This window comes from Pseudomonas sp. NPDC012596, from assembly GCF_042902325.1.
Classification (GTDB): domain Bacteria; phylum Pseudomonadota; class Gammaproteobacteria; order Pseudomonadales; family Pseudomonadaceae; genus Aquipseudomonas.
Window position 1 is genome coordinate 419318 of sequence record NZ_JBIBEB010000002.1, and the last position, 24274, is coordinate 443591.

At 62.0% G+C, this 24274-nt stretch carries 26 protein-coding genes and 2 tRNA genes; 11 read left to right on the plus strand and 17 right to left on the minus strand.

The genetic code is table 11. The features are described 5' to 3' along the window. Positions 1 to 75 precede the first annotated feature (75 nt). Positions 76 to 426 carry a type II toxin-antitoxin system RelE/ParE family toxin gene (locus tag ACFY68_RS04450; RefSeq protein WP_387523810.1) on the plus strand — a complete coding sequence of 117 codons (351 nt, stop codon included), beginning with the start codon at positions 76 to 78 and terminating at the stop codon, positions 424 to 426. On the opposite strand, the gene ACFY68_RS04455 is transcribed toward ACFY68_RS04450, so the two are convergent. The 3 genes from ACFY68_RS04455 to ACFY68_RS04465 form a co-directional block, all read right to left on the minus strand. Next, complete coding sequence (locus tag ACFY68_RS04455; RefSeq protein WP_387523676.1) at positions 423 to 746, minus strand: helix-turn-helix domain-containing protein; 324 nt, start codon at positions 744 to 746, stop codon at positions 423 to 425. The genes ACFY68_RS04450 and ACFY68_RS04455 overlap by 4 nt on opposite strands. A 304-nt stretch (positions 747 to 1050) precedes the next feature. Next, positions 1051 to 1126: transfer RNA gene (locus ACFY68_RS04460), tRNA-Thr, on the minus strand. 98 nt (positions 1127 to 1224) lie between these two features. Further along, positions 1225 to 1473, minus strand: coding sequence for a hypothetical protein (locus ACFY68_RS04465; protein WP_387523679.1), 249 nt, complete (start codon positions 1471 to 1473; stop codon positions 1225 to 1227). Positions 1474 to 2018: 545 nt separating this feature from the next. Between ACFY68_RS04465 and ACFY68_RS04470 the strand changes: the two genes are divergently transcribed. Next, on the plus strand, positions 2019 to 2294 hold the full coding sequence (locus tag ACFY68_RS04470) for a hypothetical protein (RefSeq protein WP_387523681.1): 276 nt from the start codon (positions 2019 to 2021) through the stop codon (positions 2292 to 2294). Further along, positions 2291 to 2563, plus strand: coding sequence for a DUF3077 domain-containing protein (locus tag ACFY68_RS04475; protein WP_387523683.1), 273 nt, complete (start codon positions 2291 to 2293; stop codon positions 2561 to 2563). Before ACFY68_RS04470 ends, ACFY68_RS04475 begins: the two co-directional genes overlap by 4 nt. Positions 2564 to 2929: 366 nt before the next feature. Here the strand turns inward: ACFY68_RS04475 and ACFY68_RS04480 are convergent, their stop codons facing one another. The 5 genes from ACFY68_RS04480 to ACFY68_RS04500 all read right to left on the minus strand — a co-directional run bounded on the left by ACFY68_RS04480 (position 2930) and on the right by ACFY68_RS04500 (position 7230). Then, the gene (locus tag ACFY68_RS04480; RefSeq protein ID WP_387523686.1) at positions 2930 to 4135 is read right to left on the minus strand and encodes a methyltransferase; all 1206 of its coding nucleotides are present in this window, start codon (positions 4133 to 4135) and stop codon (positions 2930 to 2932) included. Between the two features lie 109 nt (positions 4136 to 4244). Beyond that, positions 4245 to 4934 (minus strand): ABC transporter permease, encoded by a 690-nt coding sequence (locus tag ACFY68_RS04485; protein WP_346613535.1) that lies wholly within the window; start codon positions 4932 to 4934, stop codon positions 4245 to 4247. Next, positions 4931 to 5626, minus strand: a complete 696-nt coding sequence (locus ACFY68_RS04490; protein WP_387523689.1) for an ABC transporter permease — start codon at positions 5624 to 5626, stop codon at positions 4931 to 4933. The genes ACFY68_RS04485 and ACFY68_RS04490 overlap by 4 nt, the downstream gene beginning before the upstream one ends. Before the next feature lie 55 nt (positions 5627 to 5681). Further along, a complete protein-coding gene (locus ACFY68_RS04495) occupies positions 5682 to 6443 on the minus strand; it encodes an ABC transporter substrate-binding protein (RefSeq protein ID WP_387523692.1) in 762 nt (253 codons plus the stop codon). 13 nt (positions 6444 to 6456) lie between these two features. Next, on the minus strand, positions 6457 to 7230 hold the full coding sequence (locus tag ACFY68_RS04500; RefSeq protein ID WP_387523694.1) for an ABC transporter ATP-binding protein: 774 nt from the start codon (positions 7228 to 7230) through the stop codon (positions 6457 to 6459). Between the two features lie 650 nt (positions 7231 to 7880). On the opposite strand from ACFY68_RS04500, the gene gabP reads away from it, so the two are divergent. Next, positions 7881 to 9266: a GABA permease gene (gene gabP, locus ACFY68_RS04505; RefSeq protein ID WP_346613539.1), complete on the plus strand. Its 1386-nt coding sequence runs from the start codon at positions 7881 to 7883 to the stop codon at positions 9264 to 9266. 171 nt (positions 9267 to 9437) lie between these two features. Here the strand turns inward: gabP and ACFY68_RS04510 are convergent, their stop codons facing one another. Then, positions 9438 to 9881: a hypothetical protein gene (locus tag ACFY68_RS04510; RefSeq protein ID WP_346613540.1), complete on the minus strand. Its 444-nt coding sequence runs from the start codon at positions 9879 to 9881 to the stop codon at positions 9438 to 9440. A gap of 126 nt (positions 9882 to 10007) precedes the next feature. Here ACFY68_RS04510 and ACFY68_RS04515 point away from each other — a divergent pair, with 126 nt between their 5' ends. Next, positions 10008 to 10544: a hypothetical protein gene (locus tag ACFY68_RS04515; RefSeq protein WP_387523698.1), complete on the plus strand. Its 537-nt coding sequence runs from the start codon at positions 10008 to 10010 to the stop codon at positions 10542 to 10544. Between the two features lie 4 nt (positions 10545 to 10548). Here the strand turns inward: ACFY68_RS04515 and ppk2 are convergent, their stop codons facing one another. The 5 genes from ppk2 to ACFY68_RS04540 all read right to left on the minus strand — a co-directional run bounded on the left by ppk2 (position 10549) and on the right by ACFY68_RS04540 (position 15471). Continuing rightward, the gene (gene ppk2, locus ACFY68_RS04520) at positions 10549 to 11535 is read right to left on the minus strand and encodes a polyphosphate kinase 2 (protein WP_387523701.1); all 987 of its coding nucleotides are present in this window, start codon (positions 11533 to 11535) and stop codon (positions 10549 to 10551) included. 193 nt (positions 11536 to 11728) lie between these two features. Continuing rightward, positions 11729 to 11804 (minus strand) — tRNA-Phe (locus ACFY68_RS04525). Positions 11805 to 11894: 90 nt separating this feature from the next. Then, entirely contained in the window at positions 11895 to 12167 is a 273-nt protein-coding gene (locus ACFY68_RS04530; RefSeq protein ID WP_346613543.1) for an oxidative damage protection protein, read from the minus strand. After that, positions 12164 to 13231 carry an A/G-specific adenine glycosylase gene (gene mutY / locus ACFY68_RS04535; RefSeq protein WP_387523704.1) on the minus strand — a complete coding sequence of 356 codons (1068 nt, stop codon included), beginning with the start codon at positions 13229 to 13231 and terminating at the stop codon, positions 12164 to 12166. The genes ACFY68_RS04530 and mutY overlap by 4 nt, the downstream gene beginning before the upstream one ends. Next, positions 13228 to 15471, minus strand: coding sequence for an AsmA family protein (locus ACFY68_RS04540; RefSeq protein ID WP_387523706.1), 2244 nt, complete (start codon positions 15469 to 15471; stop codon positions 13228 to 13230). The genes mutY and ACFY68_RS04540 overlap by 4 nt, the downstream gene beginning before the upstream one ends. Positions 15472 to 15841: 370 nt before the next feature. On the opposite strand from ACFY68_RS04540, the gene ACFY68_RS04545 reads away from it, so the two are divergent. From ACFY68_RS04545 to hisF, 6 genes are all read left to right on the plus strand, one after another. Further along, the gene (locus ACFY68_RS04545) at positions 15842 to 17500 is read left to right on the plus strand and encodes an OFA family MFS transporter (RefSeq protein ID WP_387523709.1); all 1659 of its coding nucleotides are present in this window, start codon (positions 15842 to 15844) and stop codon (positions 17498 to 17500) included. Positions 17501 to 17712: 212 nt separating this feature from the next. Next, positions 17713 to 18306 (plus strand): imidazoleglycerol-phosphate dehydratase HisB, encoded by a 594-nt coding sequence (hisB, locus tag ACFY68_RS04550; protein WP_346613547.1) that lies wholly within the window; start codon positions 17713 to 17715, stop codon positions 18304 to 18306. After that, positions 18307 to 18945: an imidazole glycerol phosphate synthase subunit HisH gene (hisH, locus tag ACFY68_RS04555; RefSeq protein WP_346613548.1), complete on the plus strand. Its 639-nt coding sequence runs from the start codon at positions 18307 to 18309 to the stop codon at positions 18943 to 18945. After that, positions 18946 to 19206 (plus strand): DUF2164 domain-containing protein, encoded by a 261-nt coding sequence (locus ACFY68_RS04560; RefSeq protein ID WP_387523713.1) that lies wholly within the window; start codon positions 18946 to 18948, stop codon positions 19204 to 19206. Between the two features lie 27 nt (positions 19207 to 19233). Further along, positions 19234 to 19971 carry a 1-(5-phosphoribosyl)-5-[(5-phosphoribosylamino)methylideneamino]imidazole-4-carboxamide isomerase gene (gene hisA / locus ACFY68_RS04565; RefSeq protein ID WP_060494680.1) on the plus strand — a complete coding sequence of 246 codons (738 nt, stop codon included), beginning with the start codon at positions 19234 to 19236 and terminating at the stop codon, positions 19969 to 19971. Between the two features lie 10 nt (positions 19972 to 19981). Then, the gene (gene hisF, locus ACFY68_RS04570; protein ID WP_176509087.1) at positions 19982 to 20752 is read left to right on the plus strand and encodes an imidazole glycerol phosphate synthase subunit HisF; all 771 of its coding nucleotides are present in this window, start codon (positions 19982 to 19984) and stop codon (positions 20750 to 20752) included. 120 nt (positions 20753 to 20872) lie between these two features. On the opposite strand, the gene choV is transcribed toward hisF, so the two are convergent. The 3 genes from choV to ACFY68_RS04585 all read right to left on the minus strand — a co-directional run bounded on the left by choV (position 20873) and on the right by ACFY68_RS04585 (position 23925). Next, complete coding sequence (choV, locus tag ACFY68_RS04575) at positions 20873 to 22051, minus strand: choline ABC transporter ATP-binding protein (RefSeq protein WP_346613550.1); 1179 nt, start codon at positions 22049 to 22051, stop codon at positions 20873 to 20875. Further along, positions 22048 to 22896, minus strand: a complete 849-nt coding sequence (choW, locus tag ACFY68_RS04580; protein WP_346613693.1) for a choline ABC transporter permease subunit — start codon at positions 22894 to 22896, stop codon at positions 22048 to 22050. The genes choV and choW overlap by 4 nt, the downstream gene beginning before the upstream one ends. A gap of 81 nt (positions 22897 to 22977) precedes the next feature. Then, entirely contained in the window at positions 22978 to 23925 is a 948-nt protein-coding gene (locus ACFY68_RS04585; RefSeq protein WP_346613551.1) for a choline ABC transporter substrate-binding protein, read from the minus strand. Between the last annotated feature and the right edge of the window lie 349 nt (positions 23926 to 24274).

Below are 24274 nucleotides of genomic sequence, written 5' to 3' on the forward strand. Positions count from 1 at the left end.
TCCTCGCCTCCTCGCCTCCTCGCCCCCATGCCATCCACCCATCCACCCATCCAGCATCTCGACGTGGATACACGCTTGAAAAAATTTGCGTTTGTGAGTGCAGCCGCTGAGCGTGAATACAAAGACCTACCCAAGGACGTTCAGGACGATTTTGGTAAAGACCTGCGACGCATCCAGTATGGTCAGGACCCAGAGCGGCCGGTCAAGTCGTTGACCGAGTCGGTAGGGGCGGGTGCGATTGAGCTCATCATCAACGGCAGCCCCGCATTCCGATGCGTGTATGTGGCCAAATATGCAGACATGGTCGTCGTGTTGCATTCGTTCGTAAAAACGACCAATGGGTCTGACCGGCACGCGATGCAGGTCGCCGAACAGGGGATGAAGGAGTTGAAGCAAGAACTGAGAAAAATGGGATACAGGGTTTAGCTGCCAGGCGTTTGGGTGATCACGATCTGGGGGGGCGAGCCAGCATCGTTCGAAGGCAGGCTCAGGGTGGTGCGAAAGCCGAGCTTGTCCAGCATGTCCATCATGGCGTCTAAGGTGAATTTCTCGATCTTGCCATTTGCAAGCTCGGATATGCGGGATTGGGTTACGTTCAGCTTGGCCGCAGCCTCATGCTGCTTGAGGCCCATTTTTTTGATGCAGTCAGTGATGAAGATGGACAAGTCCATTTTCAAGGCCATTTTGCTGGCGGTATCAGCGTCGTGGGTGGCGTGGAAAGGGCTTTCGTGGAATTGAAGCGCCATTGGCTTGCCTCAGTAGAAATATCTCAAATTTGCGATAAATCGTAGCGGGCGTTTGCTGGCGAGTCAAAGCGTTTCTGGTGGAGGGGTGTCTGATTTTGAGCTGTGCTGGTGAGTAGAGCATTGCATCTGCTTTGGGGTGTTGGGGCTGCTGTGCAGCCCATCGCAGGCAAGCCAGCTCCTACACCGGTCGTGGTGGCTTCGGGGGATTTGTGACAACACGACGTTGGCTGGGCGAAGGGGGGAATTCGGGGCTGGCGGAAACAAAAAAGGCCCACCTTTCGGTGAGCCTTTTTGATACTGCGTCTGGTGCCGGCACCAGGAATCGAACCCGGGACCTACTGATTACAAGTCAGTTGCTCTACCATCTGAGCTATACCGGCAATGGGGCGTCATTATAACGATCGTTCGACGCCTGTAAACCACTTCCTTTCAAATACTCGAAAATGACCTAAGTCACCGGCCTAAAAGGAGAATTTTCCTACCAGCCGCGGTGGATGGTATTGACGTTTGGCTCGGTCTTGCCGGGGTTGAAGAACAGCTTGTCGTTGTCGCAGCCGCGCTTGCGGCAGGGGCTTTCGGTGCGCAGGGGCAGGCCGTTGTCGCCGCCCAGCTGCATGGCTGGGGTGTTCCAGCCCAGGTTGCTGGTGGGCTGGGGCGCGGGGCTATTGCTGCAGGCGGTCAGGGTGAGCGCGAAGGCCAGCAGGGCGAGGGGTTTGGCTTGGGTCACGATGTCTAAGTCCGTTTGTCCATGTCGGTCTGGCGCAACGCCAGACGGTCGCGGGGCTGGCGGGCAGCGCGCGACGTAGCTTTTTAATGATTTGGAGTGGGGATGATACACCGTTGGCTTGGGGTTGCGGTGCCTTGGGGCGGGAGGGCGCTGAATGTGCGGGCCTCTTCGCGGGGCAAACCCGCTCCCACAAAAACCGGGCGGTGGGGCTGTGGGATTGGGGGGCATCTGTAAGGGATTTCTGAAGCTGAAACCAAATGCTTCAGGGTTGGGGTGTTTGGGAATTATCCTACGCGCGCTGCTGAAGCTTCACGATTGGCGTGAAAGACACTCAGGGATACCGTTCCTGGGTCGCCGATTCTGGTGACCGGGTGTGAGAACCCGATTGCGAATAAGCAGTAGCCACATGGTGGTCGTACGCGGGCAGACTTCGGTCTGGCCGAGCTTCCTTATTCCCTCGGTTTCTCACCCCGCGTACGGCTGCCACCCAAATCCGTGAGAAAGATTTTCGTGGCAGGCCTTTCCCTTGGAATAAGGAATTAGCCATGAAGAAAATCGTTCCAGACCCACCGCGCCCTCTCATCACCACGCCATATTTCTCGATCCACAGCGACATCTCCCCAACCGACGCCATCGCCCACGCCCTCGAGCTTATGCGTGTCGTAGCCGAAACCATCGATAACCATTGCCGTGACCACGCCGGAAAACCCGGCCTGCACCTGCTGGTCAACGCCGCCCATGCAGCCGATTCGGCCTGCGTGCTGGTGCAGCATGCAAAGCGGCGTTTGGAAGACGCCCAGGCTAAGGAGGCGGTGCAATGAGTCAGGATCCCAAGCCTGTTACCACCGCGGGCCTCGAAACATTCCTTGAAGTCGGTAACCCGGCGGTGGGCCTCCTGCGTGTGCAGCCCGGTATCCCAATCGATGCGGCCTATGAGCAGGTGTCAGTGCTGCTGGGCTACATCAAGCACCTGGTGCGTGAAGGTGATATGGAGGACGACCATAAGCTGCTGGGTGCGGCGGATTATCTCAGTTCATTGGCTAAGGCTTTGATGAACGATATTGAGATGGGCAGGAATAGAGTCCGGTGAAGTGGGTAATGCTGCTCACTTGAGTTATGCATTGCCTGAGGTGGGGCCGCTTTGCGGCCCATCGCGACATAGGCCGCTCCCACAGTCTCCGCGCATGACCTGTGAGCGACTTGGGGTCTTTTCGCGGGCAAGCCCGCTCCTACAAGGAGTGGGTTTTGCCTAATGGATTTTTTGTTTATGCACAAGAGGCATCCATGCCTTGCGCGAAAGGCATGCCGATTCCACACGCCGTCGGTCTTTGCGCAAATGCCTGTTTTTACTGGGCTTGGCGAGCACTTCGGAATAAGCCAGGCGTTTGAAATAGCGCTTGGCTGCAAACATTCATCACAAGCTTGTTCACAGACTTATCCACAGGTTGTGCTGTGGCTAACTGTCGCGTTCTGCCAGTAAAAGCAGGTTGCGTGGGGTGAGCGGGTAATCGCAGAAGGTACCCAGGCGCACGGTGTAGCCTTGCTCTTCAAGGAACAGCGCGCGGTCGAGTACCAGCCACAGCTCCAGGGGGCGGCGGAACAGGTTGCGCACCCGTTCGAGGTTGCGCACTGCAGCCAGGCGCTGCCAGCCGACGGCTTCGAGGGCTTCCCAGTCGGGAGTAAGGGTGAGTTCCAGGTCGCGCAGCGCGGCCAGGTCGCGGCAGTACTGCTCGAAGGGTTTGCTCAGCCATGCAACCGGCAAAGACGGGGTAGGCAGATAGTCATCGCATTGGCGTTGTTGGCGCTGCAGCAGGTCGAAACCCAGGCGCCGGGCCATGGAGCTGTCGCGCTGGTGGCGCACGCGTGCGCCGGCGGTGACGGTTTCGCTCAGGGGCAGGCCGAGGTCGGTCAGTGACAGGTGCAGCGGCGAGTGTTGCGCGGCTGTGGATAACGGCTGGTAGTGCTCGGCCTGGATGCGGTTGTAGCAGCACGGCGCCACGGCCAGGTGGCGGCAGCCTTGCTGGCTGGCCACGCGCAGCAAGTGCACGTGCAGGTCGCCGCAGGCGTGCAGGGCCACCACGCTTTTGTCGCTGTCGAGATGGCGGCGGCTGTCGGCGGCCATCACGTCCTGATGGATGTGGGTGGCCGGCAAATGGTGATGGTCGCTCAAGGCCTGGCCGGCAGCGACCAGTGCGGCGTCGTACTCAAGGCAGGTCAGCTGCTGGCCAGGCTGCAGCAGGCGGCGGCCAAGGTAGCCTTTGCCCGAGCACCAGTCCAGCCAGTGCTGGGTTTGTGCGCGAAAGCCCAGGCGGCGGCTGAAGGCTTCGATCTGCTGCCATTTACGGCCGGGCACGTTGACGTCCAGGCGGTGGGCGGCGGGGGGCAGGCCGGTGTCGGGTAGGTCGCCAAGGGCGCAGAGCTGTTGAGCTTTATCGGCTAACTGTGGATAAGGCGCGGGCAGGGCTTGCGGGTCGAGGTCGGCTTCGGCGTCGGTCAGGCTGCAGTGGCGCAGGTGGGCGGAGAGTTCGGGGTGTTGGGCTTCCCAGTCCAGGCGCAGGGTGGTGAAGGGCCTGGGTTTCCACAGCTGTTGGTGCTCGGTCAGGAACTGGTCGAGGGCCTGGAAGCGGTCGTTTAGGTGGTGGCTGTGGAGGTAGGGGGGCATGGGCTTGAGGGGGGTGGGGGTTATAGGGCCTCATCGCGGGCAAGCCCGCTCCTACAGTCATAGCACCGGTTGTAGGAGCGGGCTTGCCCGCGATGAGGTCAGCGAGATCTCAGCGCCCCTGGCAGGCGTCTACGCGCAACCAACGCTCCAGCAGCTTGAAGCCCTGTACCAGAATGAACGAGATCAGCAGGTAGAACAGGCCTGCCGCAAAGAAGATTTCCACCGGCAGGTAGGTGCGGGCGATGATGGTCCGTGCCATGCCGGTCAGCTCCAGCAGGGTCACGGTGCTGGCCAGCGCACTGGCCTTGAGCATCAGGATCACTTCGTTGCTGTAGGCCGGCAGGCCGATGCGCGCAGCGCGGGGCAGCATGATGTAGAACAGCGTCTTGCCGCGCGACATGCCCAGCGCCCGAGCCGCCTCGATCTCACCCTTGGGGATCGATTGCAGCGCGCCACGCAAAATCTCGGCGATGTAGGCGGCGGTGTGCAGGGTCATGGTCAGCACCGTGCACCAGAACGGGTCGCGCAGGTAGGGCCACAGGCTGCTTGCACGCACCGCATCGAACTGCGCCAGGCCGTAATAGACCAGGAACAACTGCACCAGTAAGGGCGTGCCACGGAAGAAGAAGATATAGCTGTAAGGCACGGCGCGCACATACCAGTGCCTGGAGGAGCGGGCGATGCCCAGCGGGATCGCCAGGATCAGCCCTGCGACAACCGCAATGGCCACCAGCTCCAGGGTCAGCGTGGCACCCTGGGCCAGGCGTGGCAGCCACTTGATGATCACTTCCCAATTCATTGCTCAGCCCTCGCAAAGCCGCGAGCGGCGCGTTTTTCCATGAAGTGCATGCCGGTCATGGCGACGATGGTCAGGCTCAGGTAGATGCAGGCCGCAACCATATAGAAGGTGAAGGGCTCTTTGGTCACGGTCACGCCGATCTGTGCGTGGCGCATGATTTCTTCAAGGCCGATCACCGACACCAGCGCGGTGTCCTTCATCAGGATCATGAACAGGTTGCCAAGGCCGGGCAGGGCGATGCGCCACATCTGCGGCAGGATGATCCGCGAGAGGATGCGCGCCTTCGACAGGCCCAGCGCCAGGCCGGCTTCACGGTGGCCCTTGGGGATCGCCAGGATGGCACCGCGGAACACTTCGGTGGCATAGGCGCCGAAGCACAGGCCGAGGGCGATCACGCCGGCGGCGAAGGCGCTGAGTTCCAGGCCGGGCATGTTGAGGGCGTTGCCGAGGCTGTTCATCAGCCCAACGGTGCCGAAGTAGATAAGCAATACCCAGAGCAGTTCGGGCACACCACGAACCAGGGTCGAGTAGAAGCCGCCAAGCCATTGCAGCGGTTTGATCGGGGAAGTCTTGGCCAGGGCGCCGAGCAGGCCCAGGACCAGCCCAAGCAGCAGGGCGCAAAGCGCCAGTTTTACGGTCATCAAGGTGCCAGCCGCCAGGGCCGGACCGAATCCGTGCAGGTCGATATTCATGGGCAGGGTCGTTCTAGGGACTGGCACGCCGCCAGGGCGTGCCAGTCGGGGCGAATCAATAGATGCTGAACGGGAAGTACTTGTCGTTGATCTTCTTGTAGGTGCCGTCGGCGACAATTTCCTTCAGTGCGGCATTGAGCTTGTTGCGCAGCTCGTTGTCGCCTTTGCGCACGGCGATGCCGACCTTGTCACTGTCGTTGACCGGGTCGCCCTTGAACTCGTAGTTCTTGCCGGCGTCGGACTTCAGCCAGTCATAGTTGGCATATTTGTCGGCGAGGATGGCGTCCAGGCGGCCGGAGGTCAGGTCCAGGTAGGCGTTTTCCTGGCCGTCATACAGGTTGACCTTGAACTCGCCGTCCATGCCACCGTTGTCGTCCAGCCAGGTCGCGGCCTGGGTGGCGCGCTGGGTACCGATGGTTTTGCCCTTGAGCGAAGCACGGTCGGTTTTGAAGTCGACGTTTTTCGGTGCGATGAACTGCTGCTTGTTGGAGTAGTACGGGTCGGTGAAATCAACCGCCTGCTTGCGCTCGTCGGTGATCGACAGCGAGGAGATCAGGAAGTCGAACTTCTTGGCGTTCAGCGCCGGGATGATGCCGTCCCAGTCAGAGGTGACCACTTCGCATTCGACCTTCATCTTGGCGCACAGCGCGTCGCCGATGTCCTTGTCGAAGCCGACCACCTGGCCGCTGGCATCTTTGTTGTTGAAGGGCGGGTAGGCCGCCTCGATGCCCATTTTCAGTTTTTCGGCTGCCATGGCATTGGCCGAAAACACCAGAGTGGCGGCAGCTGCCAGGAGGAATTTCTTGTAGGTCTGCATTCGTGTTGCTCCGTTAGCGGTGGCTGGACATGAATTGCTTGCAACGCGCCGAGGTCGGGTTCTCGAAGACCTGCTGCGGCGATCCTTGCTCTTCAACCAGGCCCTGGTGCAGGAAGACCACTTCACTGGACACCTGGCGGGCAAAGTTCATCTCGTGCGTCACCAACAGCATGGTACGGCCTTCTTCGGCCAGTGCGCGGATAACGTTAAGCACTTCCTGGACCATTTCTGGATCGAGCGCCGAGGTTGGCTCGTCGAACAGGATGACCTTGGGGCGCATGGCCAGGGTGCGGGCGATGGCGGCACGCTGCTGCTGGCCACCGGAAAGCTGGGCGGGGTAGCTGTGGCGCTTGTCGAAGATGCCGACCTTGTTCAGCAGCGCTTCGGCGGCTTCGATCGCCTCGGCCTTGCTCTGGCCGAGCACGCGGCGTGGCGCCTCGATGATGTTGTCGAGCACCGACATGTGCGGCCACAGGTTGAAATTCTGGAAGACGAAGCCGATTTCGCTGCGCAGGCGGTTGATCTGGCGGTTGTCGGCAGCGATAAGGTCACCATTTTTGGCAGCCTTGAGCTTCAGCGACTCACCGGCCACTAGGATTTCGCCCTGGTGTGGGTTTTCCAGCAGGTTGATGCAGCGCAGCAGGGTGGACTTGCCGGAGCCGGACGATCCCAGAATGGAGATCACGTCACCGTCACGCGCGGTCAGCGAAATGCCCTTGAGAATTTCCTGGTCGCCGTAGCGTTTGTGCAGGTTGCGGATTTCCAGCGCGGGCGTGGCCTGGGCCATGTGCGGTCCTCATGTGTTCGGGTGCGTTCCCAGCTGTTGGCGGCCTTCCTGGCGTGCGCCAAGCTAGCATAGCGGCATAATGGCGGCCAACAGGGTCGCAGGGGGCTCGGGGCATTGCCGGGGGATTTGTCGCATCGTTGCAGCGCAACGTCGCGCAGATGTCCGCAAGGGGGCTCGCCCAACTCCAGAGCCTTGATGAAAAAAGGCGCGATGGTGCCAGCTTTGGGCAGGTGTGGGAAGCGCTTTTGACCCCTTCGCGGCCAAACCCGCTCCGCAAGCCACTGCGATCCCCTGTAGGAGCGGCTTCAGCCGCGATAGCCTCAACCCGATCCCAGGTTGTACCCCAAGGTTGCACTTTTTTGTATTGCCATGGTGCATAGGTGTTACCAAGGAGCACCTTTGGTGCGTTTGTAAGTGGGTATTTCCGTAATCTCGTCATTTACTGCGAATTTGGCGGCCTTTCGGTCACACTTGGCCGAATGCCCTGCAACCCGCGCCCTTCACGGCTGCCAGATCAATCTGACGAATGCATTCAGCAAATGGCCCGCTTATTGCCGTATGGAATCCGCCGATTGCAGCGACGCCTAAACCAACCCCGGGCGCGCTCCGTTTCAGCAGTCGGGTGGTCCACTCCTTACAAAGGTAGTTTTATGAGCGGTAACAATTCCAATGACCTCGCTCAGGGGCTCAAACAACGGCATGTCACCATGCTGTCCATTGCTGGCGTCATCGGCGCCGGTCTGTTCGTAGGCTCCGGCCACGCCATCGCTGCTGCCGGCCCTGCCGTGCTGTTGGCCTATGCCGCCGCCGGTACCCTGGTGGTGCTGGTGATGCGCATGCTCGGCGAAATGGCGATTGCCTCGCCGGACACCGGTTCGTTTTCAACCTATGCCGACCGCGCCATTGGCCGCTGGGCCGGTTTCACCATCGGCTGGCTGTACTGGTGGTTCTGGGTGCTTGTCATCCCGCTGGAAGCCAACGCCGCCGCGGCAATCCTGCACGCCTGGTTCCCTGCGGTGGATCTCTGGGCCTTCTCCCTGCTGATCACCCTGGCACTTACCCTGACCAACCTGTGCAGCGTCAAGAACTACGGTGAGTTCGAGTTCTGGTTTGCACTGCTCAAGGTGCTGGCGATCATCGGCTTCATCGTCGTGGGTTGCGTGGCCATGTTCGGCTTCGTGCCCAATAGCCAGGTCAGCGGTGCAAGCCACCTTTTCGATACCCAAGGCTTCATGCCTAATGGCCTGGGCGCAGTGCTGGCAGCGATGCTGACCACCATGTTCTCGTTCATGGGTACCGAAATCGTCACTATCGCTGCTGCCGAATCGAAAGACCCGGGCAAGCAGATCAGCCGCGCCACCAACTCGGTGATCTGGCGTATCTGCCTGTTCTACCTGGTGTCGATCTTCCTGGTCGTGGCCCTGGTGCCGTGGAACGACCCTGCGCTGGCCGAGACCGGTTCGTACCAGACCGTGCTGAGCCGCATCGGTGTGCCGAACGCCAAGCTGATCGTCGACATCGTGGTGCTGATCGCCGTGACCAGCTGCCTCAACTCGGCGCTGTACACCTCTTCGCGCATGCTGTTCTCGCTGAGCAAGCGTGGCGATGCTCCGGCTATTGCGCAGCGCACCACCAAGGCATCTACCCCGCATGTGGCGGTACTGCTGTCGACCGCAGCGGCATTCCTCTGCGTGTTCGCCAACTACGTGGCGCCGGCCCAGGTGTTCGAGTTCCTGCTGGCCAGCTCTGGCGCCATCGCGCTGCTGGTGTACCTGGTGATCGCCGTTTCGCAGCTGCGCATGCGCAGCCAGCGTGAAGCGCGTGGCGAGAAGATCGACTTCAAGATGTGGCTGTTCCCGGGCCTGACCTGGGCGACCATTGCCTTCATCGTTGCCGTGCTGGTGGTGATGGGGCTGCGTGAAGACCATCGGGCGGAGATTATCGCCACCGCGCTGCTGAGCATTGGTGTTGTGGCGGCTGGCTTGCTGGTGCATCGCAAGCGCCAGGCGGCCGGGCGGGTGGCGCTGGATAACTGACCCGCGCTGGCTGCAATGAAAAGGCCGCGCCCTGTGAGGGGCGCGGCCTTTTTGGTTCTCAGTGCCGGCCTCTTCGCGGGGCGAGCCCGCTCCCACAGGTTTCTCCACAATGCCCGAGGCCTGTGTACAACCTGTGGGGCCGGCTTTCCTCGCGAAGAGACCAGTACAAACTCAGCCGAACTGTTTCTGCTGCTGTTGCTGCTTGGCCACCAGCTCGGAGGCGGCGATGTACGCTTCCTGGAACTCGTCGCTCTCCAGCCACGCCATGGTGGTGTCTTCGTCGGCGCCATCGAGCCAGGTGCGGTAGGCGTTGAACACCAGCACGATGTAGTCGGTGGCGTGCTCTTCCTTGTGCCCCTTGAGTACCAGGGCCAGCAGCGGGTCGACCAGGAACACCGAGATCATCGCCACCAGGCTGGTTTCCTGCGCGGCTTTCATCTTCTCGAACATATCCTTGTAGCTGTCCGATTCCATGGCCTTGTTGAACACCTGCTCAATGCTGGCGCTGTCGCCGGCGCTGGCCTTGACTGCCTGGCCGCTGCGCACCATACGGTTCTGCTTGGCCTTGGTGGCGGCGCGTTTGGCGCGTTTCTGTTGCTTGGTATGGGTAGCCATGGGGCTGGAAATCCTTGGGGGCGAAAATGTGCGTATTGAATCGTACTTGCCGAGGAAACCCAAGCGGCAGGCAGTGGTCTGAGGCAGGCCGCCGGATATCCGGTATCCATTGATGAGGTTTCACGGATGAAAACAGCACTCTCGCTTGGCCTGCTGGCTGCGGCGCTCTGTGGTTGCGGCAATATGGCTGCGGTCAAATCGTTCAATACGCCCTACGCCTCGCCGGTTGCAGGCGATACCGCAAGGCTGCGGGTGGTGGCCAATGGCATGGTGCGTGCTGTGCCGGAAAAGGACTGCGTGGACTGGTACAGCCCTGGCGCGGGGGTAATCGCCGTGCCCACCGAAGGCTTCGCCGACCGTAATGGCGAGAGCCTGGGTATGCCTGCCAGTGCGGCGGTGCAGGCGGGGGATGCGGTCAGCGAGGTGCTGGTCCCGGCGGGCAAGCCCTTTACCCTGCACTTTCTCGATCGCGGCCAGTCGGCGGGGTATGACAGGGTGCAGAACTGCCTGGGGATGTTCTCGTTCGTGCCGGAAAAAGGCGCTGACTATGAGTTTGTCGTGCATGGCTACAGTGCCTGCGATGGTTCACTCAAGCGCCTGGGCGACACGCGGGAAGTGCCCAAGCGCAAGGCGGACTATTGCAGTGCCATCGCTAACTTCTAAGCCTTCAGGCTTGCGGTGCCAGCTCATCTTCCTCGAAACCGCGTGAGGCGCGCCCTACCAATTGTGCGTCGGGCGCATACGCAACACTGAGGTCCTTGCCGGGGTAATCCAGCGAATGCAGGAAGTGGCGGATGCAGTTGATCCGGGCGCGCTTCTTGTCGTCGGATTTGATTACCGTCCACGGTGCATCGGCGGTGTCGGTGTGGAAGAACATCGCCTCTTTGGCGGCGGTGTAGTCCTCCCATTTATCCAGCGACTTGATGTCGATGGGTGAAAGCTTCCAGTGCTTGAGTGGGTCATCCCGGCGTGAGATGAAGCGGCGCAGTTGCTCCTCGCGGTTCACCGAGAACCAGTACTTGAACAGCAGGATGCCGCTGTTGCACAGCATGCGCTCCAGGTCCGGCGCCTGGCGCATGAACTCCAGGTACTGCAGGGGCGAGCAGAACTCCATCACCTTCTCGACCCCGGCGCGGTTGTACCAGGAGCGGTCGAAGAACACCATTTCGCCTGCCGTGGGCAGGTGCTGGATGTAACGCTGGAAATACCACTGGCCCTTTTCCTGCTCGGAAGGCTTCTCCAGCGCGACAATGCGCGCGCCGCGCGGATTCAAGTGCTCCATGAAGCGCTTGATGGTGCCACCCTTGCCCGCAGCATCGCGCCCTTCGAACAGCACCACCACACGCTGCCCGGTTTCCTTGACCCAGCTTTGTACCTTCAGCAGCTCGATCTGCAGCGCGTGCTTGGCTGTCTCGTATTCCTGGCGGCGCATGCGCGTGGGGTAGGGGTAGCTGGCCGGCAGGCGCGCAGAGGTGCTGTCCTCGTTGCTGCCTTTCGGTGCGCTGGCCACTTCCAGCGCGGCCGGTGCCTGGCTGATCTGGGTGATGGCCGGCTCGGGTTTGCGCTGACGGGGGCGGCGGGGGCGCGGTTTTGGCGAGGGGCTTGGCGTGGGGCTGTCGGGGGCGGGGAGCAGCAGGGGAGTTTCTTCGCTCATGGAGGTCCTTGCAGGGTCGGGTCGTGTGTCCGTCTGCAATTGTGGGTTTGAGCGAGAAGGCGCTTGTTGATGTTGGTCAACAATGAGAAGTGAGGCAGAAGAGAATGAAAAAATCCAGACAACAAAAAACCCGCACTAGGCGGGTTTCTTGTTGTCGCTTCGGGTAACTTTGCAACCACCAGAAGCTTGAAGGTGGTGCCCAGAGACGGAGTCGAACCGCCGACACGAGGATTTTCAATCCTCTGCTCTACCGACTGAGCTATCTGGGCGACGAGGTGAATTAAATAGATTTCCAGACCGCTCGTCAACGACTTTTTGAAAAAATTTTAAATTAATTCCGTCGCTTACGATTTTTGGGGTCATTCGGCCGGGGGAACGTAGCCTTCCGCCTGGGCGTAGTCTTCGCCGGCGAAAAACTTGTCCATCTCGGCCTGGAGGAACTTGCGGTCCTCGGCGTTCATCATGTTCAGGCGCTTTTCGTTGATCAGCATGGTCTGGTGTTTCTGCCAGTCGGCCCAGGCTTGCTGCGAGATGTGATCAAAGATGTCCTGGCCCTTGGCGCCGGGGTAGGGCGGGCGCTCCAGGCCTGGCAATTCTTTGTTGTACTTGCGGCACATCACGGTACGGGTCATCGGGCATCTCCTGCAATCAGTTCGTCGGCCGCGCGTTTGAGCAGCTTCTTGACCGGGGCGGCGAGGCCCAGGCGCGGCGGGGTGGCGAGGTTATACCAGAGCCAGTCGGCCTCGGCCACGTGCTGGCCGACCGGGTCGACACGCACAAGCCACGGCTCGATCGCCAGCTGGAAATGGCTGAATGTGTGGGTCAGGCCATCCAGTTCACGGCTTTCTGCCAGGCGCAAGCCGTGCTGGTAGGCCAGGTCATCGAGCTGCTGGATATCTTCAAGCTCGGGCAGGCTCCACAGCCCGCCCCACAGGCCGCTGGAAGGGCGACGGTAAAGCAGGATCGCGCCTTCGTGGTTGGCCAGCAGCGGCATCAGTGTGCGGCGCTGCGGCAGGGCCTTGCGCGGCTTGGGCTCGGGGTAGCGGGTTTCTTCACCGTGCAGGTGCGCCTCGCAACCGCGCTGCAGCGGGCATATCAGGCAGCTGGGCTTGCTGCGTGTGCACAGCGTGGCGCCCATGTCCATCATCGCCTGGGTGTAATGGTTGGCGCGGGTGGGCGGGGTGAAGCGCTCGGCGGTGGCCCACAGCTGGTTGGCCACCTTGGGCTCGCCCGGGTAGCCGGCCTGCGCGGTGTAGCGGGCCAGCACGCGCTTGACGTTGCCATCCAGGATCGGCGCACGGATGCCCATGCTGATGCTGGCGATGGCGCCCGCAGTCGAGCGGCCGATGCCGGGCAGCTCGGTAAGCTGCTCGACACTGCGTGGGAATTCGCCGCCATGCTGCTCGACCACGATCTTCGCGGCCTTCTGCAGGTTGCGCGCGCGGGTGTAGTAACCCAGGCCGGTCCACAGGTGCAGCACCTCGTCTTCCGGCGCTTCGGCCAGGGCCTGCACGGTAGGCAGCGCCTGCATGAAGCGGTCGAAGTAGTTCAGCACGGTGCTGACCTGGGTCTGTTGCAGCATGATTTCCGACACCCACACCCGGTAAGGGTTGATGCCCTGTTGCCAGGGCAGGTCATGCCGGCCGTGCTGGTCGTACCAATCCAGCACGGCGCTGGAGAACTGCGCAGGGGTCATCGCTTGAACAGCCCCTTGAGCGCGTCTTTCAGTTCTGGGCTCACTTTGTCTCCGAGTTTTTCATCGAGCTTTTCATCGATCTTGTCTTTCAGGCGGTTGCCGGCCAGCTTGGCGGCAACCTTGCCCAGGCCGTCCTGGTCCAGGCGGCAGGCCTTGGCACCCAGCTCCAGCGGGCCACGGCAGCGCAGCGGCACTTCGACGCCGACGTAGCGCTCGTTAACCTGGCAGGCTGGGTCGGGCATGGCGCGCTGGTCACCTTCAACGACCACACCCACGTTGTAGTCCATGCCCAGCACCCGCAGGTCGAGGTCGCCGTGGCCGTTGACGGTCAAGCCGGGGATGCGTGCCTTGAGGTCCGGGTTACTGGCCACGCCGTTGCGGATCACCAGGCTGCCGCGCAGTTCTTCGAACGGTGTGTCCTTGCCGCGCGGCTCGCCGCTCAGCGACTTGCGGTTGAGGGTGGCGATGGCCTGGCAGAGTTGCTGCTCCAGGTTGGCGTTGACCAGCACGCCGTCGTTGATGGTGAAGTTTGCGCTGCCGTTGAGGGTGTCGACCAGTGCCTTCTGGCTGTTACCGGTGGCTGTCAGATCGCTGGTCAGGGTCAGCAGGCCTTTTACCGGCGGGGCCTGATCTTTGTCTTCAGCCTTGATGAAGTGCTCAACCGGTACTCGGTTGATCTTGGTGTTGAGGCCGATCTGCGGCACGGCAGGGCGCACGTCGACGGTGCCCTTGGCCTCGAAGCTGCCGTTGTAAAGGCCGCCGCGCAAGGTTTGCAGGGTGACCAGGCCGCCTTGGCCGGTCGCCTGCAGTTGCGCGTCGCTGATTGGCAACTTGTCGAGGGTCAGCGAACCGAAGGCCAGGTCGGCCTGCAGGTCGAGGGCGCGCAGGCGATCAACCGGCAGCAGCTTGTCGTTGCTCCAGGCCACCTGGGTCGGCGCGTTCGGCAGCGGCGAGCTGCCTGCCCCGGCCACGGCGCTGGCTTCCTGTTGCTTGACCTCGTTCTGGCGCGCCGCGGTGGCGCCCTTGGCTTCTTCGCTCTTGGCCGGCATGTAACGGTCGGCGTCGAATTTGTCGCCTTTGAGCTTAACGCGCAGGGCTTGCTTGGCGAAGTCTTCGACGGCAACACGGCCGCTGAAGGTGCTGTCGTCCAGTTTTACCGCCAGGTCTTCCAGTGCCAGGCTGTTCGGCGTGCCTTGCAGGCGGCTGACCAGCTCCAGTTTGTTGAAGGCAGCGGGATCGTTGGTGGCCGGCAGCGGGTGGCCGATGCCGTCGAGGAAGGTGCGCAGGTCGAACTGGGCGATGGACAGGCCGCCGCTGAGCTGCGGCGCCTTGTCCAGGTCGCGCAGGTTCAGCTCGCCCAGGGCTCGCAGCTGGTTGGCGGAGATCTTGAGGCCGTTCCACGACGCCACATTGGCCGCCATGTCGACCAGCACTTGGCCCTGGGCGGCGAAGGTCATGGTCTTGCCGGCCAGCGGCTCGCCCGAGGTTTCGCCGGTAAGGCGCATGTCCTCGAAGTTGTAGCGCTTGAGCTTGCGGTCGAAGCGCAGCTCGCCGGCAAGCTCCGTACGCGCCTTGAGGTTCGGCTGGCTGGCGCTGAGGAAGGCGCTGGCCTTGAGCGGGATGTTCGCACCTTCGTGGACCGGGCCAGTGCTCAGCTGGATGCTTTCGGCGCTGTAACTCTTGCCGGTCTTGGCATCGGTGTACTGCACGCGGGCGTTGTTCACGGTGAGGCTGTCGATGTCCAGCTTCACCGTGCGCTCGCTGCTGCTTTCTGCCGGCGCACCTGGCTGTTCGGCGGGCGCTGGGGTGCTGGCGGCTGCGCCGTCCTTCGCCGGCAGCGGCTTGCCGATGTCTTCCCAGTTGCCATGGCCCTGTTCATCACGGGCCAGGGTCAGGTTCAGGCCTTCGACGCGCACATCGCTCATCTGCACTTCGCGGCGCAGCAAGGGCAGCACGCGTACCGACAGGCCGAGCATCTGCAGGTCGGCGAAAGGCTCGGTGGGCTTGTTCAGCGTGGCGATGCTGGCCTCGTGCAGTTCCAGGCCCAGCCACGGGAACAGGCTCCAGCCGATATCGCCGTTGAGGGTCAGCTCGACATGGGCCTTGTCGCGCGCCAACTGGCGGATCTCGTCTTTATAGTCGTTGGGATCGAAGAGGTGGGTCAGGGCGAAGCCCAGCGCCACGATGATCAGCAGCAACCCGAGAAGCCCCAGTCCCAGGATTTTGCCGAACGCTTTCATGGGCGAGTCCTTGTAGTCCGTATTTGAATTTCAAGCGGCAGAGTATAGCGCCGCAGCGGTGGGCCCTGAGTATCAGACAAGAGATACAGGGCATTTCCTACAAATAGATCAGATGTTGCGGCTTTCGACAGCTGTGGTTCGGGCAGTTCATTTGCGCTGACCTGCGTGCACTACCGTTTCAGCCGGGGAAAAAATAACGATATCAGATTGCTTCCATGTCATAGGCGAACTGGTACTCTTGCGCCGCTTTCGAAGCGCCCGCGACCCATTGTCGCGGCGCGTTGCCATGCAACGGCCACGCCTCACGTGCATTCAGAAGAGCCGGGCATTCAATCCGCAAGCACCGTCTACCTACAAAAGGATCGAATCCATGAACAGCAGTATCACGGCAGGGGCGGCCGCCAGCGCGCCCGGCTTCCTGTCGAAGGAGCGCATCATCGCCCGCCCGGGCTTCAACCGCTGGCTGGTCCCCCCAGCGGCGCTGGCCATTCACCTGTGCATCGGCATGGCCTACGGTTTCTCCGTATTCTGGCTGCCGCTGTCGCAGGCCATCGGCATCACCGCACCGGTCGCCTGTTCGGCTGACATGGGCTTCATCGCCCGAATGTTCAGCGCCGAGTGCGACTGGCCGATTTCCATGCTCAGCTGGATCTACACCCTGTTCTTCGTCTTCCTCGGCTGTTCGGCAGCCGTGCTGGGCGGCTGGCTGGAGCACGCCGGCCCACGCAAGGCTGGCCTGGTGTCGGCGCTGTGCTGGTGCGGCGGCATGCTGATTTCGGCGATTGGCGTGAAAACCCACCAACTTTGGCTGATGTGGCTGGGCTCTGGGGTGATCGGCGGCATCGGACTGGGGCTGGGTTACATCTCGCCGGTCTCGACCTTGATCAAGTGGTTCCCGGACAAGCGCGGCATGGCCACCGGCATGGCGATCATGGGCTTCGGCGGCGGCGCAATGGTCGGCGCCCCGCTGGCCACTGCGCTGATGGGCCACTTCGGCAACGAGCATGAAGTCGGCGTATGGCAGAGCTTCGTCGCCATGGCGGCGATCTACTTCGTGTTCATGACGGCTGGCGCCCTGGCCTATCGCGTGCCGCCTACCGGGTGGAAACCGGAAGGCTGGACCGCACCGGTGAAAAAAGCCAACGCGATGGTCACCGACCGCCATGTGCACGTCAGTGTGGCGTGGAAAACCCCGCAGTTTGCGTTGATCTGGCTGGTACTGTGCCTGAACGTGTCGGCGGGCATCGGCATCCTCGGCATGGCCTCGCCGCTGTTGCAGGAAGTGTTTGCCGGCAAGCTGCTGGGCAACGAGCTGACTTTCAGTGAGCTGAATGCCTCGCAGCTGGCACAGATTGCCGCCATCGCGGCCGGCTTCACCGGCCTGCTCAGCCTGTTCAACATCGGTGGGCGGTTCTTCTGGGCGTCGTTCTCGGACTACATCGGCCGCAAGAACACCTACTTCGCCTTCTTCGCCTTGGGCGTTGGCCTCTACAGCCTGGTGCCGAACATGGGCCACCTGGGGAACGTGGCGCTGTTCGTGGCGGCCTTCTGCATCATCCTGTCCATGTACGGCGGTGGTTTCGCCACGGTGCCGGCCTACCTGGCCGACCTGTTCGGCACGCAGATGGTCGGCGCCATCCACGGTCGCCTGCTGACGGCCTGGGCCGCTGCCGGCGTGCTTGGCCCGGTGCTGATCACCTACCTGCGCGAGTACCAGCTGGCAGCAGGTGTGGAGCGTGCAGCGGCTTATGATATGACCCTGCACATCCTCGCTGGCCTGCTGGTGCTGGGCTTCATCTGCAACTTGCTGGTGCGCCCGGTGGCCGACAAGCACTTCATGAGCGATGCACAACTGGCGGCCGAGCGTGCGCTGAGCCACGACAAAGGTGCCGACGGTGCGCGCTCGCTGGAATGGCATGCCGCGCCGGGCAGCCTGCCGCTGGTGCTGATTGCCTGGGCCGTGGTGGTTGTTCCGCTGGCCTGGGGGGTGTGGATTACCCTGCAGAAGACGGCGGTGTTGTTCCACTGAGGGGCATGACAGCCAGCTGATTGGCTGGCTGTCATGGCCTCATCGCCGGCAAGCCGGCTCCCACAGGTTTCTCTACAGTGCACGAATTTTGTGGGGTCTCTGTGGGAGCCAAAGCAGCCCCTTGCATTGCCATATGTCATCCGCGTTTCAAGCTTGAGCGTTCTGGGCATATAATGGAGCCCTTTTCGCCCAATGATTTTGCGGAGCTGGTGATGGTCGAACGTAAGGCTTCCGTCGAGCGCAATACCCTGGAAACCCAGGTCAAGTGCTCGATCAACCTCGATGGCAGTGGCAAGGCTCGATTTGATATCGGCGTGCCTTTCCTTGAACACATGCTCGACCAGATCGCCCGACACGGGCTGATCGATCTGGATATCGAGTGCAAGGGTGACCTGCATATCGACGATCACCATACCGTCGAAGACGTCGGTATCACCCTGGGCCAGGCATTCGCCCAGGCCATTGGCGACAAGAAAGGCATCTTCCGCTACGGCCATGCCTATGTGCCGCTGGACGAAGCGCTGTCGCGCGTGGTCATCGACTTCTCCGGCCGCCCAGGCCTGCAGATGCACGTGCCGTACACCCGTGCCACGGTCGGTGGCTTCGATGTCGACCTGTTCCAGGAGTTCTTCCAGGGCTTCGTCAACCACGCCCTGGTGAGCCTGCACATCGACAACCTGCGTGGCCACAACACCCACCACCAGATCGAAACCGTGTTCAAGGCTTTCGGCCGCGCGCTGCGCATGGCCGTGACCCTCGACGAGCGCATGGCCGGGCAGATGCCATCCACCAAGGGATGCCTGTAAATGCAGACGGTAGCCGTAATCGACTATGGCATGGGCAACCTGCACTCGGTGGCCAAGGCGCTTGAGCACGTCGGCGCCGGCAAGGTGCTGGTCACCAGCGATGCCGCGGTAATCCGCGAGGCTGACCGTGTGGTGTTCCCCGGCGTGGGTGCGATTCGCGACTGCATGGCCGAAATCCGCCGCCTGGGCTTCGACAGCCTGGTGCGTGAAGTCAGCCAGGACCGCCCGTTCCTCGGCATTTGCGTCGGCATGCAAGCGCTGCTCGACCATTCCGAAGAAAACGACGGTGTCGATTGCATCGGCCTGTTCCCAGGCAACGTGCGCTTTTTCGGCAAAGACCTGCGTGAAGACGGCGAGCACCTGAAGGTGCCGCACATGGGCTGGAACGAAGTCGCCCAGACCATCGACCACCCGCTGTGGCACGACATTTCTGACCGCGCGCGTTTCTACTTCGTGCACAGCTACTACATCAATGCCGGCAAGCCGGGCCAGGTGGTCGGCCGCGGCCACTATGGCGTCGACTTCGCCGCCGCGCTGGCCGACGGTTCGCGCTTTGCCGTGCAGTTCCACCCGGAGAAGAGCCATACCCATGGCCTGCAGCTGCTGCAGAACTTCGTCGCCTGGGACGGGCGCTGGTAAATGAGCAGGTCGAAGGCCAAGGCCCCGGTCATCACCCTGGCCGCAGAGCAGGAGCGCGAGGCGCTCGACACCTTGAAGCGCTTCCTGGAAGACCGCTTCGAGCTGCAGCTGGGGTCGTTCGAGGTGGCCGAAGTCCTCGACCTGTTCAGCAAAGAAATTGCACCTCATTACTACAACAGGGCGATTGCCGATGTTCAACTGCACCTCAAGGAGCGGTTCGAGAGCATCGAAAGCGACCTGTGGGCACTCGAGAAGCCCTGAAACCCAACAAATAGACAGGTTCCCAAGATGCTGATTATCCCCGCTATCGATCTGAAGGACGGCGCTTGCGTGCGCCTGCGCCAGGGCCGCATGGAAGACTCCACGGTATTTTCCGACGACCCGGTGAGCATGGCCGCCAAATGGGTCGAGGGTGGCTGCCGCCGCCTGCACCTGGTCGACCTCAACGGCGCCTTCGAAGGCCAGCCGGTCAACGGTGAAGTGGTTACCGCCATCGCCAAGCGTTACCCGACCCTGCCGATCCAGATCGGCGGCGGCATCCGGTCGCTGGAAACCATCGAGCACTACGTCAAGGCCGGCGTCAGCTACGTGATCATCGGCACCAAGGCGGTCAAACAGCCAGAATTCGTCGCCGAAGCGTGCAAGGCGTTCCCGGGCAAGGTCATCGTTGGCCTGGATGCCAAGGACGGTTTCGTTGCCACCGACGGCTGGGCTGAAGTGAGCTCGGTGCAGGTCATCGACCTGGCCAAGCGTTTCGAGGCCGATGGCGTCTCGGCGATCGTCTACACCGACATCGCCAAGGACGGCATGATGCAGGGCTGCAACGTGCCGTTCACCAAGGCCCTGGCCGAAGCCACGCGCATTCCAGTGATCGCTTCCGGTGGCATCCACAACCTGGGTGACATCAAGGCCCTGCTGGACGCCAAGGCGCCAGGCATCGTCGGCGCCATCACTGGCCGCGCCATCTACGAAGGCACTCTGGATGTCGCCGAGGCCCAGGCCTTCTGCGACAACTACCAAGGCTGAGGACTGAACCATGGCACTGGCCAAGCGCATCATCCCTTGCCTGGACGTGGACAACGGCCGGGTGGTCAAGGGCGTCAAGTTCGAGAACATCCGTGACGCCGGCGACCCGGTGGAGATCGCCCGTCGCTACAACGAGCAGGGTGCCGACGAAATCACCTTCCTCGACATCACCGCCAGTGTCGATGGCCGCGACACCACCTTGCATACCGTCGAGCGTATGGCCAGCCAGGTGTTCATCCCGCTGACCGTGGGTGGCGGCGTGCGTACCGTGCAAGACATCCGCAACCTGCTCAATGCCGGGGCCGACAAAGTTTCGATCAACACCGCCGCAGTGTTCAACCCCGAGTTCGTGGGTGAAGCTGCCGACCGTTTCGGGTCGCAGTGCATTGTGGTGGCCATCGATGCCAAGAAGGTTTCCGCCCCTGGCGAAGCGCCGCGCTGGGAGATCTTCACCCACGGTGGGCGCAAGCCGACCGGGCTGGATGCCGTCGAGTGGGCGAAGAAGATGGAAGGCCTGGGTGCCGGTGAGATCCTGCTGACCAGCATGGATCAGGATGGCATGAAGAACGGCTTTGACCTCGGTGTAACCCGTGCCATCAGCGATGCGCTGGGCATTCCGGTCATTGCCTCGGGTGGTGTAGGCAACCTGCAGCATCTGGCGGACGGGATTCTGGAAGGGCATGCCAGCGCGGTACTGGCGGCGAGCATCTTCCACTTTGGTGAGTACACCGTGCCGGAGGCCAAGGCCTACATGGCTTCGCGCGGGATCGTGGTTCGCTGATCCAGTAATTGGGGCTGCTGCGCAGCCCATCGCCGGCAAGCCGGCTCCCACAGGTACAGTGTACGCCGGCCCTGTGGGAACCGGCTTGCCGGCGATGGGCCGCAAGCGGCCCCAATAGCTTCACCCGTGGTTCTTGCCGAGCAACGCGTGGTAAAGCTCGGTATCCCCAAGAATCCCCACCACCTTGTCGTTATCCTGCAACACCAGCTTGTTGCCGGTCTGATAGCGAATCCGCAGCGCCTCGCGCATGCCGATATCGGCATTCACCAGCGTCGGCCGACGCTCCAGCAACTCCACATCCTCACCCGGCGCCCAGTTTTGCAGGTCCAGCCCGTTCTGCCCCTGGCGTGCACGCTGCAGCGAACCGCCTTCGCCCAGGTCCAGCCACGAATCGATGCCAGGGTCCAGGCACACCGAACCATTGATCCGCTTGCAGTTGTCCAGCGTGCGCATCAGGCTGCGGCCGCACAGCACGTTCAGCGGGTTGGTGTGGGCGACGAACGTACGCACGTACTCGTCCGCCGGGTTAAGCACGATCTCTTCGGGCTTGCTGTACTGGATGATCCGGCCGTCTTTCATGATGGCGATGCGGCTGCCCAGCTTCAGTGCCTCATCCAGGTCGTGGCTGACGAATACGATGGTCTTGCTCAGCTTGCGTTGCAGCTCCAGCAGCTCGTCCTGCAGGCCCTGGCGGATCAGCGGGTCGAGCGCGGAGAACGGTTCGTCCATCAGCAGGATGTCGGCATCCATCGCCAGCGCCCGGGCCAGGCCCACGCGCTGCTGCATACCGCCGGAAAGCTCGTCCGGCTTCTTGTTGCGCCACTGGGTCAGGCCCACCAGCTCGAGTTTCTCGTCCACCAGCTTGCGCCGTTCCTTTTCAGGGCGGCCCTGCATTTCCAGGCCAAAGCTGATGTTCTCGCGCACCGTCAGCCAAGGCATCAGGGCGAACTTCTGGAACACCATGGCGATGCGCTTGGTGCGCATCATCTTCAGTTCGGCCGGGGTGCAGTGGGCGATGTCGATGTGCTTGCCTTCGTGCTCGACGAACAGCTTGCCGCGGCTGACCGTGTTGAGGCCGTTGATGCAGCGCAACAGGCTCGACTTGCCCGAACCGGACAGCCCCATCAGCACGCAGATCTCGCCCTTGTTGATGTCCAGGTTGGCCTTTTCGACGCCGACCACCAGGCCCGTCTGCTTGAGGATCTGCTCGCGGGTTTTGCCTTGGTCCAGCAGCGCCAGTGCCTCGCGCGGCTTGTTGGAGAAGATGACGTCGACGTCTTCGAAACGAATGATGCTCATGCTTCACCCCTTACCGTGGCTTCCGGTTGCTTGCAGATACGGTCGAGCATGATCGCCAGCAGCACGATCGCCAGGCCCGCTTCGAAGCCCAGGGAGATATCGGCGGTGTTCAGTGCGTTGACCACGGGTTTGCCCAGGCCGTCGGCGCCCACCAGGGCGGCGATCACCACCATCGACAGCGACAGCATGATGCACTGGGTAACCCCGGCAGCGATGCTCGGCATGGCGTGGGGCAGTTCGATGCGGGTCAGCAGCTGGCGGCGTGAGCAGCCAAAGGCCTTGCCGGCGTCGAGCAGCTCTTGCGGCACGTCGCAGATGCCCAGGTAAGTGAGGCGGATGGGCGCGGCGATGGCGAACACCACCGTGGAGATCAGCCCGGGTACCACACCCAGGCCGAACAGGGTCAGGGTAGGGATCAGGTAGACGAAGGTCGGCACCGTTTGCATCAGGTCGAGGACCGGGCGCATGGCGGTATAGAACATCGGCTTGTGTGCGGCGACGATGCCCAGCGGCACGCCGATGGCCACGCACACCACCGTGGCGAAGGTAACCTGCGCCAAGGTCTCCATGGTTTCCTGCCAGTAACCCAGGTTGAGGATCAGCAGGAAGGACAGCGCAACGAACACGGTCAGCGCCCATTTGCGCTGGATCAAGTGCGCGAGGCCGGCGAACAGGGCAATGAGGACGAACGGGTTGAACCAGGTCAGGGTGCTGGTGACCCCATGAATCATGAATTCCAGGCCTTGGGCGATGGCGTCGAAATAAGCGGCGCCATTCTGGGTCAGCCATTCGACGAACGACGCGATGTACTGACCCAGGGGTATTTTCTGATCGATAAGCATGATAGCGAGCTTCCACCTGCAAAGATTGAAATCAGTCCGGGGCGGGCACGGTCCCGCCCCGCGGTGTTGCTTGAGCGTCTTGCGTTATTGCGTCAGTTTGGCTTTGGCCGCCTCAAGGCCGGGTTTGCCGTCCACGGTGGTTACCCCGGCCAGCCAGGCGTCAAGCTTGCCTGGGTTGTCCTTGAGCCACTTCTGCGCGGCAGCCTCGGGTTTCATCTTGTCGTCCAGGACATAGCCCATCATGGTGCTTTCATCCTTGAGCTCGAACGACAGGTTCTTCAGCAGTTGGCCAACGTTGCTGCACTCCTGCGCATAGCCCTTGCGGGTGTTGGTCAGCACGGTGGCCTTGCCGTAGTCGGGGCCGAAGAAATCATCCCCGCCGGTGAGGTACTGCATCTTGAACCGGGTGTTCATCGGGTGGGGTTCCCAACCCAGGAACACGATGGCATCCCCGCGTTTCTGCGCCCGGTCGACCTGCGACAACATGCCGGCCTCGCTCGACTGCACGATCTTGAAACCGGCGTCTTTCAGGCCGAAGGCGTTCTTGTCGATCATGCTCTGGATGGTGCGGTTGCCGTCGTTGCCAGGCTCGATGCCGTAGATCTTGCCGTCCAGTTCCTTCTTGAACTTGGGAATGTCGGCAAAATCCTTGAGGCCCTTGTCGTACAGCGCCTGTGGCACGGCCAAGGTGTACTTGGCGTTTTCCAGGTTGGCGCGCACGGTTTCTACAGTGCCGGCGTCGCGGTACTGCTTGATGTCGTTCTCCATGGTCGGCATCCAGTTGCCGAGAAACACGTCCAGGTCCTTGCCGGTGGCCAGCGACTTGTAGGTCACCGGTACCGAGATCATGGTGGTGTGGGTCTTGTAACCCAAGGCTTCGAGCACGACGCTGGTGGTCGCTGTGGTAACGGTGATGTCGGTCCAGCCGACATCGGAGAAACGCACCGTCTGGCACTGCTCGGGTTCTGCAGCCTGGGCCAGTAACGGTGCGGACAGCAACGCGACCAGCAACAGCGAGGGTGAACCTTTCATGGATGGACTCCTGTGATTTTATCTTCGGGTTCGCGGGGGCCGCCGGGGCTTTCTCAGGGTCCGGTCGACCAGGCCTGCAGAGGGCAGGTTGCGAGGCCGTGCAATACGAGTCGCTTTCGATAATCCTCCAGCGCCGGGCAATCGCCTACTGGTGGGGTCGTATCCAGTACGCAACGGGTCGCATCCAGTGAGGGCGATGTCGCTTATGGATTTATCCACCCCGACCGGCGCATTTTTCCGTCACTCAAGCGCTGAAAAGCGGCGCACAAATGGCCAAAACAGCGCGGCGCTGCTGGACAAAATTACGTCGGTTGCAGACGGCGAGGGGGTGCGTAAAAGCCCGATGATG

Coding starts and splice junctions, on each gene's coding strand:
- ACFY68_RS04455 (WP_387523676.1), bottom strand. CDS start 746: ATGGCGCTTCAATTCCACGAAAGCCCTTTCCACGCCACCCACGACGCT.
- ACFY68_RS04470 (WP_387523681.1), top strand. CDS start 2,019: ATGAAGAAAATCGTTCCAGACCCACCGCGCCCTCTCATCACCACGCCA.
- ACFY68_RS04475 (WP_387523683.1), top strand. CDS start 2,291: ATGAGTCAGGATCCCAAGCCTGTTACCACCGCGGGCCTCGAAACATTC.
- ACFY68_RS04480 (WP_387523686.1), bottom strand. CDS start 4,135: ATGCCCCCCTACCTCCACAGCCACCACCTAAACGACCGCTTCCAGGCC.
- ACFY68_RS04485 (WP_346613535.1), bottom strand. CDS start 4,934: ATGAATTGGGAAGTGATCATCAAGTGGCTGCCACGCCTGGCCCAGGGT.
- ACFY68_RS04490 (WP_387523689.1), bottom strand. CDS start 5,626: ATGAATATCGACCTGCACGGATTCGGTCCGGCCCTGGCGGCTGGCACC.
- ACFY68_RS04495 (WP_387523692.1), bottom strand. CDS start 6,443: ATGCAGACCTACAAGAAATTCCTCCTGGCAGCTGCCGCCACTCTGGTG.
- ACFY68_RS04500 (WP_387523694.1), bottom strand. CDS start 7,230: ATGGCCCAGGCCACGCCCGCGCTGGAAATCCGCAACCTGCACAAACGC.
- gabP (WP_346613539.1), top strand. CDS start 7,881: ATGAGCGGTAACAATTCCAATGACCTCGCTCAGGGGCTCAAACAACGG.
- ACFY68_RS04510 (WP_346613540.1), bottom strand. CDS start 9,881: ATGGCTACCCATACCAAGCAACAGAAACGCGCCAAACGCGCCGCCACC.
- ACFY68_RS04515 (WP_387523698.1), top strand. CDS start 10,008: ATGAAAACAGCACTCTCGCTTGGCCTGCTGGCTGCGGCGCTCTGTGGT.
- ppk2 (WP_387523701.1), bottom strand. CDS start 11,535: ATGAGCGAAGAAACTCCCCTGCTGCTCCCCGCCCCCGACAGCCCCACG.
- ACFY68_RS04530 (WP_346613543.1), bottom strand. CDS start 12,167: ATGACCCGTACCGTGATGTGCCGCAAGTACAACAAAGAATTGCCAGGC.
- mutY (WP_387523704.1), bottom strand. CDS start 13,231: ATGACCCCTGCGCAGTTCTCCAGCGCCGTGCTGGATTGGTACGACCAG.
- ACFY68_RS04540 (WP_387523706.1), bottom strand. CDS start 15,471: ATGAAAGCGTTCGGCAAAATCCTGGGACTGGGGCTTCTCGGGTTGCTG.
- ACFY68_RS04545 (WP_387523709.1), top strand. CDS start 15,842: ATGAACAGCAGTATCACGGCAGGGGCGGCCGCCAGCGCGCCCGGCTTC.
- hisB (WP_346613547.1), top strand. CDS start 17,713: ATGGTCGAACGTAAGGCTTCCGTCGAGCGCAATACCCTGGAAACCCAG.
- hisH (WP_346613548.1), top strand. CDS start 18,307: ATGCAGACGGTAGCCGTAATCGACTATGGCATGGGCAACCTGCACTCG.
- ACFY68_RS04560 (WP_387523713.1), top strand. CDS start 18,946: ATGAGCAGGTCGAAGGCCAAGGCCCCGGTCATCACCCTGGCCGCAGAG.
- hisA (WP_060494680.1), top strand. CDS start 19,234: ATGCTGATTATCCCCGCTATCGATCTGAAGGACGGCGCTTGCGTGCGC.
- hisF (WP_176509087.1), top strand. CDS start 19,982: ATGGCACTGGCCAAGCGCATCATCCCTTGCCTGGACGTGGACAACGGC.
- choV (WP_346613550.1), bottom strand. CDS start 22,051: ATGAGCATCATTCGTTTCGAAGACGTCGACGTCATCTTCTCCAACAAG.
- ACFY68_RS04585 (WP_346613551.1), bottom strand. CDS start 23,925: ATGAAAGGTTCACCCTCGCTGTTGCTGGTCGCGTTGCTGTCCGCACCG.